The following is a 14233-nucleotide window of genomic DNA, read 5'->3' as shown; positions in this document are numbered from 1 at the left end:
CTGATGCAGCAGGCGCGGCCGCAGATGGACGTCTCGGCCGACGACGTGCCGGCGGCCATCCCGCCGGGCTTCACCGGCTTCGTGCCGCCGACCGCGCCGACCATGCAGCCGCAGGTCGCCGCGGCGGCGCCGGCCGTCGAGCCCGAGGCACCGGCCCGCGCCCCGCTGCGCATGTTCGGCGCCCTGCCCCCGCAGATGTCGGCGCCGCTGGCCGCGGAGCCGGAGCGGTCGCCGCTGCCCAGCCTCGTCGGTTCGCGCGCGCCTGCCCTGCCGGTCAGCGCGCCAGCCGCGCCGCGTGGTGATGAGGCGCCGGCCGCCGCTGCGCCGCCGCGCCCGCTGAGTTTTGGCAGCCTGCCGGCGCCCACTGCTCCGGCGACGACCGGGTCGACGAACGCCGCCCCGGCTCCTGCGCCATCCTCTCCCGCAGCGGAGCCGTCTCTCCTCGACCGGATCGGCGACGGACTGCGAAATCTCAACGCGAACGGTGGCGGCGACCTGCTGACCTCGCTCGGCATCGGCCTCATGTCGACGCCCGGCTTCGGGCGCGGCGCGGCGGCCGGCCTGAAGGCCTACCAGGATAACGAAGGGAAGCGCGCCGCCTCCGATCTCGCCCGGGCCGAGTTCGGCCTGAAGGTGCGGAAGGACGCGCAGGAGCAGCGCCAGCTATCCGGGAATGCCCAGTACGTGGCAAGCAAGATCCCCGGCATCAGCCCGGAGCAGGCGCTCACCCTGGGCGGCAACAGCACCTTCATGAACGAGCTGTTCAAGGGCGTCCTGCCACCGTCGGAACTCTACAAGCAGTACACCGATGCCGACGGCAACCGCTGGAACCGGAACGAGCGCACCGGCCAGGAGACCGTCGCCCTGCAGGCGAGGGACGATTCCACGGCCGATCAGAAGAACTACGAGGCGGCGAAGAAGGGCGGCTACGAAGGCTCGTTCACCGACTTCATCAACTTCAAGGGCAACGCCTCGCGCGCCCAGACCGTGGTGAACAACTCCATCAACCCGATCCTGAAGGGGCTGGGCGACCAGTTCGTCGCGAGCGCCGACAATGCGCGCGCGGGCGCGGATCAGATCCGCGCCATCCAGAATGCGCGGGCCCAGCTCGACGGCTCCGGCGGCATCATCTCCGGGTTCCGAGCCGGCGACCGCTTGGCGCTTCAGAAGGTCGGCGCACTCCTTGGTGTGACCGATCCGGATGCCATCCAGAACACGGAGTCCCTCCGGGCCGCGCTGAAGCCGATGGTGTTGGCGGCGGTGAAGGGCCTCGGCAGCAATCCGTCGAACGGCGACCGCACCTTCGCGGAGGACTTCTCGGGCGACAACATCGCGCTCGACGAGGGCTCGATCCGGCGCATCCTGGATCTGAACGAACGCTCGGCACGCGCGACGATCAGCCGGCACAACGCCCTGGCTGATCAGATGCTGGCGACTCAGCCTGATCTCAAGCAGGTCGGCCCCATGATGCAGGTCCAGGCTCCTGAGGCTCAAAGCGCCGTGGGCCAGCGCCCGGGCACCCCTCAGGGCTCGGAGACACCCGCTATGGGGCCGCTGGATCAGGCGCGTGCAGCGATCAAGGCCGGTGCGGATCCGAACAAGGTCAAGACGCGGCTGCTGAAGTTCGGCATCGACCCGCGGGGGCTGTGACGTGGCGGACATCGACTTCAGCGATCTGATCCCGGCCAAGCAGCAGCAGGCCCCGACCGCCCAGGCCGCCCAGGCGCCGCAGATCGACTTCTCTGACCTGGTCCCAACTGGGAAGGTGCAAGCCTCGGTCGGTTTCGGCGACCTCGTGCCGGAGAAGCCCCAGGCAGGAACCGCGGCGGCCGCAGTCGGCCGCGGCTTGGTTGATGGGGTGCCCGTGATCGGGCCGTACCTGCTGGGTGGTCTAAACCGAGTGGCGGCGGGCGTCCGCGCCCTGAAGAACGACAGCCGGTACAGCGACGAGCTGAAGGCGGTCGAGGACTTCGGGCAGCGGACTGCGGCCGAGCATCCTTATGCGAGCGGTGCCGGTGAAATCCTCGGTGGCGTGCTCGGCACTGCTCCTCTGGTCACCGCTGCTCCGGCTGCGTTCGGCGCCTCTGGCGCTGCTCTGCCGGCCCGAATGGTGGCCTCTGGCTTCTCCGGTGCAGCGCTGGGCGGTGCCGATGCGGCTGTCCGTTCGGGGGGTGATGTCGGCGCCATTGAGGTCGGGGCAGGTCTCGGCGCGGGCCTCGGCGCGGCTGGCCCTGCTGCTGGCCGCCTAGCCGGCAAGGTCGTCACGGCCGTCACCGGCGGCGGCCGCGGCCAGGGCGTCGTACGTGAGGCCCTGGAGGGGCTCGACGAGAAGGACCTGGAAGCCGCGCAGCATCTGATCCAGCAAGCCCGGGGCCTCCCTGGCGGCGGCGTGCCGCTGTCGCTCGACGAGGCGCTGAACGCCGTGACGGGCGGCCGGGCCGTGCGGGCGTCGCAGCTCGCCCGCAACGTCGCCAATTCTGGTGGCGAGGGTGGGCGCGTCTTGAACGAGTTCTACGCGGCGCGTCCGGCGGCGATCGACAACGTGGGCCGGGAGGCTTTCGAGCGGCTCGCTCCGATACCGGAGGCACCCTCGACGCTCGGCCCTCAGATCCAGGAAGCCGCCCGGGCGGGCATGGCCCAGACGCCAGAGGGGATGGCGTTCTCGGCCGCGCGTGCGGCGACGGGGCCGCGGGTGACACCCGAGCAGGCCGGCCAGACGATCCAGGGCGAGTTGTCCGGGATCCGTGGCGGCCTCGAGGCGGCGCGGAAGACGGCGAGCGACCCGCTGTACGAGGCCGCGCGCAACGCCCCCGAGCGCGCCGGTATCGAGCGGATGATCACTGTTGAGCGCCCGGGCGATCCCATCGTGACGCCGCAGGCCTACTCGCGCCCGCAGTTCACCGATGCGGCTCCGCGTCCGCTGGAGGCCTTCGTGCGTCCGGATGCCGAGGCCGCCGCTGCGGGGCCCGAGAGCCTCGCGCGCTTCATCGCGCGCAACGGCGGCATCCGCCTCGACGGCGACGCCGCGGCGACGGATCTCCAGCGCTTCAACATCCCCGGCCACGGCAACGTCGCGCGGCCGACCGGCAAGGGGATCGACGACTTCTGGCGCGAGCGGCTGATCGAGGAGGGCTACTTCCGGCCAGACGCCGATGGTGGCATGGCGCGGGACATTTCCTCCGAGCTCCTGCGCAAGCTCCAGAACGAGCAGCGCGGCTTCCCCTCGTACCCGCTCGGCACGAGCCGGGGCGCGGGCGGCGCGCCGACGGCGGGACAGCTCGGCGACGATTACAGCCAAGCGGTGTCGCTGGCGAACAGCCGCCTCCGCGAGGACCTGGGCAAGGTCGGCATCGACGCGAGCACGCTTCACCCCGACGTCCGCGACCGGGTGGTCGGTTCGCTGGTGCGTGGCCAGCACGCCGACCCGCTCGACGCCTACGAGGCCGTCATCGGTGCGATGCGCGAGCCGCCCGCGCCCCTCGTGAAGTCAACGACCATCCAGGAGCAGATCCCGGATGTGCGGTTCGGGCAGGTGAACCCGCAGCCCGGCATCGCTGCGATCGACGACCTGTTGCAGACCGCGAAGGGTGATGTGCGCTCCGGCCTCCAGTCCGCGCGCCGCAACCTGTTCGAGGGGGCGAACCCGGACAGCCCGGTCGACATGACCGTGGCGGGCAATCTCCGCGCCCGCGAGCGGCTCGACCAGGACGTGCGGTCCGCGATCGAGATCGGTGACGGCACGAAGGCCCGCGATCTGACGATCGCGCGCCAGGGGATCGACCGCGGGCTCAAGGAAGTGCCTGAGGTGGCGGCGGCCGACGAGGTGTTCGCGCGCCATTCCGTGCCGCTCGAGCCCTACACCCGCCCGAACGCACCGCTCGGGCGCGCCACGGATCGGTTCGAGACGCCGGCCGGCGATGGCCCATTCCGGATGCCGGCCGAACAGGTGCCCGGCACCTTCACGGGCGCGACCGCCGCCCGCGAGCTGCTCGCGCAGCCTGCGCCCCTCTCGCGCGAGGCTCTGGAGCGGTACGTCACGACCCAGATCTTGGACCGTGCGGCGGGCGCCGAGGGCAACCTGTCTGCCGAGGCGATGCGCACCGCGATGCGCAAGCATGCCGACGTCCTGGATCAGCTCCCGGGCGCTCGCGATCGTCTCTCGAACATCGTGCTCGCTCGCGAAGGCTTAGCGCGGGTCGAGGCGTCGCCGCTCGGCCAGCTCGCGCGGTCTCCCGATGTCGGCAACGCCGTGCGGACGCTGTTCAACCCGAACCCGGCGCCCGGCAGCCACACCGAGGTGGCCGCGGCCATGCAGGCGCTGGCGGCCAATCGCCCGCAGCAGGCACGCGAGCTGTCGCGGACCTACCTGGAAACCGTGTTCAACGAAGCGACTCAGCAGACCAAGGGCCTCGCCTCGCAGTACGGGGGCGCCGGGTTCGCCTCGGCGATCCGAGGCAACGCCCAGCAGCGGCACAACCTCGAAGCCGTGATGCGCGCCCTTCCGGAGGGCGAGACCCGGTGGGTGGCGCTCGACAAGCTGCTCACCACCCTGGAGGCGACCGGCTATCGCCCGAACAAGGGCAGCGACACGACCTTCAACACTGCGATCCAGGAGCGCCTCAAGAACGGGACACCCCTTGCAGCGGCAATCTCCGATGCGGTGACCGGTGCCGCGGCGGGCGGCGTGGCGGCTGGCCCGGCCGGCGCGGCAGCCGGCGGCTTGGTCGGGATCCGGAAGGCAGCTTCACACGCTCTGGGCGAGCGGTCTCGGGATCTGAACAACGCCGCGATCGCCCGCATCTTCACCGATCCGCAGGCGGTGCCGGACCTGCGCGCGCTGGCGAAGTCAGCTCCGGGCAGCAAGAACGCGGAGCTGTTCACCCATCGGCTCCTGACGCTTGCGAATGGCGGCGCTGCTCCGCTGCGACAGTCAGCGGCGGCGCGGTAAAAGCGGCTTCATCCGGCCAGCTCGGTCGCGCGGCCAAAAGCCGAAGGCCCCGCAGAGAACGAGGAATCCGACTAGCAGAACCACGTGCGCCGTGTGCCCCACGGTCTTGTCCATCCACGCGGTGAAGTCTGGAACCGTGGCGTGAAGCCCAACGACCAACGCCGCCCGCACGGCAAGCATGATCCCAGCGAACAGAACGAGCGTGAAAATGATCTGGAGCCAGCGGGGCATTTGCTCAGCGTAGCACGGATCAGTTGCAGGTCGTGCTTACAAGCGTGCCGGTTCGCATTGAGGTGCAGTTCGCCTGCACGTTCACGGTCTGTGGCTGCGTCGCCTGGAGCGATGCCCCAGCAGCGATCAGCGCATCGGCAGCTCGTTCACGGCGCGCCGCCGCGTCAGCGTTCTCGCGATCTCGCAGGTTTCCGGTTGCCGACAAAGCCACTTGCTGAATGTTGGCAGCGCACGCTTCGAACTCGGGCGTCTTGGCCTTGAACCCTCGGGAGAGGCACGACAGTCCACCTGCGACCTGCGAGGCCTCCAGCTCGTTCGCCTCCTTCACCAAGACATCGCCTCGATAGACGGCATACTTCGCTTGATCGCCCTCGCCGCAGCGCCAGACCGATAAGTCACCCGCTCCCGCCATCGGCCGATCCTTGCCGTGACAGGCGTCCTTCAGCGCAGTCATCTGGGTTGGGATCGTCACGGCTTGGATGCAGCCGCCAAGCGCCAGCAGCCCCGCCAGCGCGCACACCGATCTCAACCGCATCGTCGTCCCCTCGTCGCGGCGATCAACCTACGCGGGTGGCTGGCTTGCTGGATATGACGTGCCAGCCACACACTTGACCCGACGGGCGAACCGCGGGAATAAGCCACCGTCCGCAGCGCTGCGCGCCGGACCCTGAAAGCCGCTCCGCAAGGGCGGCTTTTGTCGTTTCGGGACCTTCAACATGCCGACTGCCGCAGACCGCGACGCGCTGATCGCCAGCGCGCAGCGCATCGGCGCGGACCCGCTCGACCTCGCGACCGTGATGTCGTTCGAGAGCGGGTTCAGCCCTTCGATCCGGGGCGGCTCGGGCAACCGGCACATCGGCCTGATCCAGTTCGGGCCGACGGAGCAGCAGCAGTACGGCGCGAGCCAGGATCAGAGCTTCTCCGACCAGCTCCCCGCCGTCGAGCGCTACCTGACCGACCGCGGCTTCAAGCCCGGCATGGGGATGCTGGACCTCTACTCGACCGTGAATGCCGGGCGGCCCGGGCTCTATGACCGGAGCGACACGGCGAACGGCGGCACCCCCGGCACCGTCGCCGACAAGGTCAACACCCAGATGGCCGGGCACCGCGCGAAGGCAGCGGCCTTCCTCGGCGGGGCGTTCTCGCCCGGCTCGGCCGCGCCCCGCGGCGCCTTCGGCCTGTCCGGGCCGGTCGCAGCCGGTACCGAGGGCTCGGTGACCCCGGCGGGCGGCGCGGCGATGCAGTCACCCGAGGCTGACCGCACCCTCCAGGTCGCCTCGCTGCTGCGCACACTCACCGCCGCCGATGCGCCGGCTGCCTCACCGGTTGCGCAGGCCGCCGCGGCGCCCGCTCCGGCCCCGGTCCAGATGCACCCGGCTCGCCGGCAAGCCCCCGCGTTCGATGCCCAGCGCTTCTTCGCGCTGCTGCCCGGCGCCACGACCCGCTAACCCGAGGACGGCTCTATGCCCGGCGCCATCAACTGGGACGTCGCGCCCTCGGGCAACGACGTCTCGGATCCCCCGATCATCTTCAACGAGGGGCAGCCGGCCAAAACCATCAACGACGCCATGCGCGCGCTGATGGCTTCCATGAAGCTCTGGATGCTCGACAACGCGGGCGTGAACCAAGCCTACGGCTCGGACGCCTACACGGTCATCACCCGCCAGGGCGTCTCTGCAAAGGCCGCGGGTCAAGCGCACACGCTCAAGTTCCGGACCACGACGACCAACCTCAACCCCTGCACGCTGTGCGCCGACGGCAACACCCCGAAGCCGTGGCTGCGCTCGGACGGGAGCCAGTTCGGACCGGGCGACATCTACCCGACGGTCTGGTCGGTCGTGTTCGACCCCGACGCGCAGGTCTACCGTACCCTGTCGCCGACCACGCTGCCGGCTGGGATAATCCAGGCCTTCGGCGGCCCCAACGTGCCCTCGGGCTGGGAGATCTGCGACGGCCGGCCGGTCTCGCGCGCCTCCTATGCCGCCCTGTTCGCCGCGATCAGCAGCCTGTGGGGCGTGGGTGACGGATTCCAGACCTTCAACCTGCCCGATCTGCGCGGCCGGTCGCTGTTTGGCGCGAACCGCGGGCTGAACCTGCTCACCTCGGCCGGCGGCCTCGTCGGCTCGCTGGGCTTCCTCGGCGGTAGCGAGGTGGTGGCGATGCTACCGAACCAGATGCCGCGGCACATGCACACCTCGACCATGTCGCCGGCCGGCTTCTTCCAGCCGGAGATCCAGTCCGCCGGATCGCACAACCACGGCGGCACGAATATCGACGGTGCCCACGACCATACCGGCTCGACGAACCTGACCGGCAACCACGCCCACACCGGCACGACCGACATCAGCGGCGATCACGCCCACGTCGTCCAGTACGGCTACGGCCTGGTGAGCACGGCGACGCCGAACAACGCCCAGGTCGTCACCGGCATCAACCTGGGCTCGCAGGGCAACGGCCAGACCACCCAGAGCGGCCCGCACTCGCACACCTTCACGAGCAACGCGGCCGGCAACCACGCGCATAGCTTCGCGACCGATCCGGGCGGCACGCACAGCCACGGCATCTCGATCGACGGCGACCACGCCCACACGATCGATCCGACGCCGAACCACGTCCACACGCTGGTGATCGACACGGCCGGTTCGGGCGATCCGCACCCAAACGTGCCGCCGGGCGCGGTGGTGACCTGGGCCATCAAGACCTGAGGACCCGATGAGCGCTTTCGACTGGTCCACCAACGCGGGGCTCAACGCCATCGCGGACAAAGCCATGCCCGTTCCAGACGGCGTGTCGGCGCGCGCCTACGCGAGCCTGGTGCGCGGGCTCATGGCCGGCGTGGCGCAGCTCATCGCCGACACGTCGGGCGCGCTGGTCTCGGTCGGGCTCGGCGACCTCTACGCGGTGAACACCTTCTCGGGGCTGAAGCCGAAGCCCGGGACGATGATCGCCTTCTGGGCGCACCGCACGAACGAGGCCGAGCCATCCCTGATGGTCGATGGCTACGGGCCGGTCGCGTTCCTGTCGGCCGACGGCAACGAGCTCGCCCCCGGCGCGGTCGTGCAGGGCCAGCTCCAGATGGTCGTCTGGGATGAGGCCGTGTCGCCGGAGAAGCCGGCGTGGCGCAAGATCAACCCGGCCACCACCGACCTCCAGGTGCTGAACGCGCAGACCGCGCTCGAGGCGCTGGCCGCCTTCCTGCCGAAGGAGGCGCCCGACGGCGCCGGCAAGCTCTGGTACTCGAACGGCTCCTTCCAGGTCACGACCGGGGCGCAGTCGTGAGCGTCTTCGACTGGTCGACGCGGCCCGCCGCCAACGCGGTCTCGGATGCCGGCGTGCCGGCGCTCGACGGTGCCTCCGCCCGTGAGCTGCCCGGCCTCATCCGAGACCTGATGTCGGCCCTCGCCGGCTACGTCGGCGACCAGGGCGGGGCGGTCCGCACGGGCGGCATGTTCAACGCCTACGTGGCGCGCACCGCCTCGGGCGTGCGGGTGCTCCGCCCCGGTGTCGCCGTCCTCGTCCAGGTCGACCGCGACAACACCGAGGCCCCGACGCTGAACGTCGACGGCACCGGCGCCCGGCCCTGGCTCGACATGGACGGTACCCCGCCGCCGTACGGGGCCGTGCGGGCGGGCGCCTTCTACCTCGCCATCGCGTCGGGCCCGGGTTGGGTCAGCGACTTCGGCGGCATCGCGCGCAGCGATGCCGAGGATGCGGCGATCACCGCGGCCCTGGTCTTCGGCGGGATCTGAGCATGAAGCAGATCGACCTCACCGGCGTGGTGCTGAACCCCGCCGCGGGCACGCTCGACTTCTCGGGCGTGAACATCGACCCGCGGACCGTGCTGGCGGTTCTGCACGAGCCGACGAACCAGTGGATCTATGCCGTCGGGCGCCGCGGGCTCGGCCGGAAGTCGATCAACGGCCAGGTCCTGACGCTGGCCTTCAGCACCAAGCTTCTGTCGCCCGGACCGATCATCGGGTTCCGCGACGACGGCGTGGACGTCGCGAGCGATGTCAGGCTGGAGGCGTGCCGGGCGCTGCTCGCCACCGGCAACGTGACGCTGTCGAATATCTCGACCGGCATCGGCACGCCCGCGGACGCGGCGCCCGGCTCGGATGCCGGTGCGGGCTCACTGATCGCCAAGCTGACCCGCCTGCTCGGGACGCAGACTGGCATCGCCACGGTGCTCGCCGCGATCCGCGATCGGTTACCCGCCGCGCTCGTCGGCGGCCGGCTGTCGGTCGACGGGTCGGGGGTGACGCAGCCGGTTTCGGCCGTCGCCCTCCCCTTGCCCGCGGGCGCCGCGACCTCAGCGCTCCAGGGCACGGGCAACGCCAGCCTCTCGAACCTCGCGACCGGCCTCGGAACGCCGTCGGACACGGACCCCGGCTCGGACACGGCGCCGGGCTCGGTCCTGGCGCTGCTCCGCCGCGGCCTTGGGAACTGGACCACCCTGCTCGCCCGGGTGCCGGCCCTCGTCGCCGGGCGCATTCCGGTGGATGGATCCGGGGTCACTCAGCCGATCTCGGCCGCAGCCCTCCCCCTCCCGGCGGGCGCGGCCACCGACGCGAAGTCCGAGGCGATCCGCGCCCTCCTCGCTGGCACGCTGAAGGTCGCCACACCGACGCCGGCCGGCATCGTCACCGGCCAGGTGAAGATCGCCACCACCGGTACCGCCGTGGCGCTGCCGAACGTGTCGCTGGTCAACGGCATCGTCGTGAAGGCCAAGACGTCGAACGCGGCGCAGACCTCGGCCTCGCCCGGCGTGGTCGGGCCCGCCGGCGTGACGACGGTGATCGACGGCACCGGCTCCGGCTACCCGCTCGCGCCGGGCGAGGCCGCCTCCTTCGCCTGCTCGAACGCCAACGCCGTCTCTGTCAACGGCACGGCCGGCGACGTCTTCTTCTACGAGGGGAACTGACGATGGCCGCGCCCGCGATCCCGCCGCCGACCCCGCTGCAGTTCGCCACCACCGGCCAGGCGCAGGCAGCCCTCGACGCCGGCACGGTGATCAGCCCGGCGCTCGCCCTGGCGCTGCTCAAGGCTCAGCCCGGCGCGGTCCTGCGCGCCGCCTACGACCTCCTGCCGAAGTCGCCGGACGGTCTCAGCGTCGGGGATCCCTGGATCTCCGGCAACACCCTCCAGTTCGTCGCCTCCTGAGGACCGCCATGCGCTTCCGTCTCCTCGCGGCGCTCGCCGCGGCCATGATCGCCGGGCCGGCCGTCGCCTACGATGCTTCGAGGGCGCCGCGGTACGCATCACCGGACATGTACCGGCCGAACGTCGAGGGCCTGACCATCAACGGTTCGGGCCTGACCTGCGCGCCCGGCGCGGCCTGCGACATCTCCGGGATGAAGGTGACGCTGCCGGGCGGCGCGCCGTCGCCGCTGCCGAGCGCCTTCATCCCCAGCGCCTCCAACCTGCCGGCCTGCGTGCCCGGCAGCACCGCAGCCCCGGTTCCGGCCGGGCAGCCGTTCGCCTGCGGCGGCTTCGTCCTGATCGCACAGTGAGGCCGTTAGCGATGCCGCTGCTCAACTCCCTCCTGACCCGGACGAAGATCCGGGAGCCCAAGCCCCTTCCGGCCGAGCCGGTGGCCGATCGCAGGCGGTTCGCCCCGCTGTTGCTCGGCCTGGCCGGGGCCACCGTGCTGACGCCGCGCGCCATGGCGCAGACCGCGGCGAACGGGACCGTGCCGAAGCTGCCGATCACGGCGGGCGGTACGGGCGCGGCCACCCCCAGCGATGCCTTGAACGCGCTGGGCGGCGTGCCGTCGACCAACTCGCTCAGCAGAAGTGGCGCCATCGCGCGACCGTATCTCGCCCGCTCGCAGGATCAGCCCTGGTCGATCCCGGAGTTCGGCAGCTACGGATCGACCAGCACGGATCACACGACCCTCGTGCAGAAGGCGCTGTCGAGCGGCGAGGTCGACCTGCTCGTCCCGCAGATGACCTTCAACCTCTCGGATGTCGTCTCGCTCGCGGCCGTGGGCACGCGCCTGGTCGGGAAGGGCGCGGGGTCGGTCTTCGTGAACCGACGCGTGACGGGATCGGCCGCGGGGCCCTTGATCCTCGTGCCCGCCACGGCGACGGACTGCCTGCTCCAGGGTCTGACGGTGCAAGCGGTCGGGGCCGACAAGGTCAACCCGACCATCGGCGCCGGCGACACTTACAGCGTGCCGTATGGCTCGGCAGTGATCGTCTGCGCGGACCGGACCACGGCGCGCGACCTGACCATCTACGATGCGTGGGACAACGGCCTCTCGGTCGCGGCGCAGGCGTACGGCCCCGGGGGCGCGGCCGGAAAGCCGGTCGATTTCCTGGCCGAGATGATCCGCACCAGCAATTGCGGCTGCGGCACCCACGTGGCCGGTGGTCCCGGTCGGATCGGCTCCGGCATCAACCTCGTCTCGGCGGCCAACTTCACGGTTGTGGCCTGCATCGACCGCAAGTCGAACGGGGCCGTCACCGTCGACGATGGCGGCGGCGCCACGGGCCGCATCATCGGCTGCTCCAGCTTCGAGTCGGCGCAGAACGGGACCAGCGGCAACCCGATCCAGAGCGCGGCCTTCTACACGGGAACCAACGAAGTCGAGTTCGACGGCTGCCAGGTCTTCTTCCCGGCCGGCGGCGGGTTCTGGCTGGCGGGCGCGGCGACGGTCAAGGGCGGCCTCGTGGTGGGCGCCAACGACTTCGGCATCCTGATCACCCGCAACCACTGCATCATTGACGGTGTGCGGTTCAAGGAGATCGGCTTCCGCAGCGCGACGAACACGGCGGACGTCATCAGGGTCCAGCCGATCGAGAACATCGACGACCTCGGCATCGAGAACGTGCGGTCGTGGTCGACCCAGGCGAACCTCCCGCGCTACGGCTATTACGAGGTGCCCACCTCCTATGCGATCAGCGCCGACGTGTCGGGCCGGCTGCGCGGGCGGACGGCGAACTACCTGACGCAGGGCTTGAGCCGGGCGAGCGATCCCCGGCGCATCGTCAGCCAGCAGCTCGGTCCGACGGGCTACATCGTCTGGTCCACCGGCGAGATCGAGCAGTGGGGCACCGTCGGCTCCTCGGGATCGGATCCGGTCGTTACGTTCCCGAAGGCGTTCCCGAACGCCGTGTGGTTCCTGCAGGCGATGATCCAGGGCGCCTCGTCGAGCGCGAGCACCCTGGAAGGCGTCTCCGCCAGCACCGCGTCGCTGACCGGCTTCACGGCATACCCGCGCTACAACAACGGCACGACGACGGCCCGCGCGGGCGAGCCCTTCACCTGGTATGCGCGGGGCAACTGACGTGCAGGCGCTCGTGACCCGGGCGCGCGCGCTGAGCGCCTAAGCTCTCCTCTCAAGCTCCCCTCCTCCGAGATCCTGATGACCCTGCGCTTCCCGGCGCTGGCCGCCCTCGCGTGCCTCGTGCTCGCGGGATCGGCCCCGTGCGCCCTGGCCGAGACCGCATCCTGGTACGGCACCGGCCACCGCACGGCGAACGGCGAGCGGTTCGTGCCCGACGGCCTGACCGCGGCGCACCGCACGCTCCCGTTCGGGACCCTGGTGCGGGTGACCTACGGCGCCCGCTCGGTGGTCGTGCGCATCAACGACCGCGGCCCGTTCATCGCCGGCCGGGCGATCGACCTCTCGCGCGGCGCGGCCCGGGCCATCGGCCTGTCGGGCGTCGGCCGCGTCCACCTCGCCATCCTCGGCTGACCCGGAGACCACCATGGACGTCTCGCCCATCGGACGCGCCGCCCTTGAGGGGCGCGAAGGCACTCGGCTGACCGCCTACAAGGATTCCGTCGGCGTCTGGACGATCGGGACCGGGATCACGACCGCCTCCGGGCTGATCAAGGTGGTGCCGGGCCTCACGATCACGCCGCTCCAGTCCGACGCGCTCTTCGCCGCCGCGCTGGAAAAGTACGCGGCCCCCGTCCGTGCCGCCCTGGCCAAGCCAGTCCCGCAGCCGTTCTTCGATGCCTGCGTGAGCCTCGCCTACAACATCGGGCCGGTCGGCTTCGCGCACTCGACCGTGGTCCGCCGCGCCAACGCCGGAGATCTTCCGGGCGCCGTCGAGGCGTTCCTGATGTGGAACAAGCCGGCCGCGATCATCTCGCGCCGGCAGGGTGAGCGCGATCAGGCCGCCCTCGCCTCCTACGCCGGCGCCAAGGTCTACGCGCGCCGCGGCGACCGCTCGCCGGTCAAGGCGATGGCCGGGACGCTGCCGGCGCCGGCGACCGCGCCCGATCCGCTCGCGCCGATGACGGGCGCGAAGCCGGCCGCCGCGGCGCGGCCCAGCCTCTTCACCCGCCTCGTCGACCTCTTCCTCGGACGAAAGGCCGCCTGATGCCCCGCTCTCGCTTCCACCGAGCCCGCGTGTTGTGGCGCCGCCTCAGCGGCTGGCGCACCTTCATCTTCTTCACCCCGGCCTTCCTGCTGGCGCTGCTCGACGCGCTGCACGCCGTCGACTTCCGGCAGCTGCTCATCGACATGGGCGCGCCAGAGGGGACCGCGAAGGCGATCGTGGCCGGGTGCTTCCTGATGGGCCTCGTGATGCGAGCCTACACGACCACGCCGCCCATGCGCGCGCCGGACCGTGACGCGCCCGGAGGGTCCCGCTGATGATCGCTGCTCTCCTGACCCTCGTCCCCGGCCTGCTCGGCAAGATCCTCGACTTCGCGAACAAGCGGGCTGACACGGATCTCGCCAAGCACCAGGTCGATGTCGGTGCCGACGTCTCGACCAACGCGCAGATGTTCCAGGCCTGGATCGTGGCCCAGCAGCAGGTCGCGGCCGCCCGCAACGCCGACCGGGCTTCCCTGCTGACCGCCTGGATGATGCCGGTCGCGTTCGCGATCGCGATCATCCATTTCGGCGCCGTGACCTTCGATTGCTTCCCCTGGGACGGTCACACGGTCGGCTCCTGGAAGATCGCCGCGATGCCGGGCGAGTACCTTGAGATCCAGAAGACGATCATCTGGGCCGGCGTCGGGCTGATCGGCCTGCTCGGCGTCAAGAAGACCTTCACCCGCTAACCCTCTCCCGCCCCGGAGAGGGGTAGGGCCGCG

At 70.9% G+C, this 14233-nt stretch carries 15 protein-coding genes; 14 read left to right on the top strand and 1 reads right to left on the bottom strand.

Annotated elements, in window-relative coordinates; all coding sequences use genetic code 11:
* Positions 1–3: 3 nt before the first annotated feature.
* Positions 4–1650: a hypothetical protein gene (locus BKE41_RS27780; RefSeq protein WP_159392809.1), complete on the top strand. Its 1647-nt coding sequence runs from the start codon at positions 4–6 to the stop codon at positions 1648–1650.
* Between the two features lies 1 nt (position 1651).
* Positions 1652–4948, top strand: coding sequence for a hypothetical protein (locus BKE41_RS27775; RefSeq protein ID WP_071000461.1), 3297 nt, complete (start codon positions 1652–1654; stop codon positions 4946–4948).
* Between the two features lie 250 nt (positions 4949–5198).
* On the opposite strand, the gene BKE41_RS27765 is transcribed toward BKE41_RS27775, so the two are convergent.
* The gene (locus BKE41_RS27765; protein ID WP_071000459.1) at positions 5199–5714 is read right to left on the bottom strand and encodes a hypothetical protein; all 516 of its coding nucleotides are present in this window, start codon (positions 5712–5714) and stop codon (positions 5199–5201) included.
* A gap of 181 nt (positions 5715–5895) precedes the next feature.
* Between BKE41_RS27765 and BKE41_RS27760 the strand changes: the two genes are divergently transcribed.
* The 12 genes from BKE41_RS27760 (at position 5896) to BKE41_RS27705 (ending at position 14200) form a co-directional block, all read left to right on the top strand.
* Complete coding sequence (locus BKE41_RS27760) at positions 5896–6627, top strand: hypothetical protein (protein ID WP_071000458.1); 732 nt, start codon at positions 5896–5898, stop codon at positions 6625–6627.
* A 15-nt stretch (positions 6628–6642) separates the two neighbouring features.
* Entirely contained in the window at positions 6643–7884 is a 1242-nt protein-coding gene (locus BKE41_RS27755) for a tail fiber protein (RefSeq protein WP_071000457.1), read from the top strand.
* A gap of 7 nt (positions 7885–7891) precedes the next feature.
* Positions 7892–8458 carry a hypothetical protein gene (locus BKE41_RS27750; protein ID WP_071000456.1) on the top strand — a complete coding sequence of 189 codons (567 nt, stop codon included), beginning with the start codon at positions 7892–7894 and terminating at the stop codon, positions 8456–8458.
* Positions 8455–8928 (top strand): hypothetical protein, encoded by a 474-nt coding sequence (locus BKE41_RS27745; RefSeq protein WP_071000455.1) that lies wholly within the window; start codon positions 8455–8457, stop codon positions 8926–8928. Before BKE41_RS27750 ends, BKE41_RS27745 begins: the two co-directional genes overlap by 4 nt.
* A 2-nt stretch (positions 8929–8930) precedes the next feature.
* The gene (locus tag BKE41_RS27740; protein WP_071000454.1) at positions 8931–10100 is read left to right on the top strand and encodes a hypothetical protein; all 1170 of its coding nucleotides are present in this window, start codon (positions 8931–8933) and stop codon (positions 10098–10100) included.
* Positions 10101–10102: 2 nt separating this feature from the next.
* Complete coding sequence (locus BKE41_RS27735) at positions 10103–10339, top strand: hypothetical protein (RefSeq protein ID WP_071000453.1); 237 nt, start codon at positions 10103–10105, stop codon at positions 10337–10339.
* Positions 10340–10347: 8 nt separating this feature from the next.
* The gene (locus BKE41_RS27730) at positions 10348–10689 is read left to right on the top strand and encodes a hypothetical protein (protein WP_071000452.1); all 342 of its coding nucleotides are present in this window, start codon (positions 10348–10350) and stop codon (positions 10687–10689) included.
* A gap of 11 nt (positions 10690–10700) precedes the next feature.
* On the top strand, positions 10701–12467 hold the full coding sequence (locus BKE41_RS27725) for a hypothetical protein (protein ID WP_071000451.1): 1767 nt from the start codon (positions 10701–10703) through the stop codon (positions 12465–12467).
* A gap of 78 nt (positions 12468–12545) precedes the next feature.
* Positions 12546–12878, top strand: coding sequence for a septal ring lytic transglycosylase RlpA family protein (locus BKE41_RS27720; RefSeq protein ID WP_083374463.1), 333 nt, complete (start codon positions 12546–12548; stop codon positions 12876–12878).
* 13 nt (positions 12879–12891) lie between these two features.
* Positions 12892–13512, top strand: coding sequence for a lysozyme (locus BKE41_RS27715; protein WP_071000450.1), 621 nt, complete (start codon positions 12892–12894; stop codon positions 13510–13512).
* Complete coding sequence (locus BKE41_RS27710) at positions 13512–13787, top strand: hypothetical protein (protein WP_159392808.1); 276 nt, start codon at positions 13512–13514, stop codon at positions 13785–13787. The genes BKE41_RS27715 and BKE41_RS27710 overlap by 1 nt, the downstream gene beginning before the upstream one ends.
* Positions 13787–14200 carry a hypothetical protein gene (locus BKE41_RS27705; RefSeq protein ID WP_071000448.1) on the top strand — a complete coding sequence of 138 codons (414 nt, stop codon included), beginning with the start codon at positions 13787–13789 and terminating at the stop codon, positions 14198–14200. Before BKE41_RS27710 ends, BKE41_RS27705 begins: the two co-directional genes overlap by 1 nt.
* The last annotated feature ends 33 nt before the right edge of the window (positions 14201–14233 follow it).

This window comes from Methylobacterium sp. C1, from assembly GCF_001854385.1.
Classification (GTDB): Bacteria; Pseudomonadota; Alphaproteobacteria; order Rhizobiales; family Beijerinckiaceae; genus Methylobacterium; species Methylobacterium radiotolerans.
Note: the sequence above shows the minus strand (reverse complement) of the source record. Positions and strands in the feature narration are given on the sequence as shown.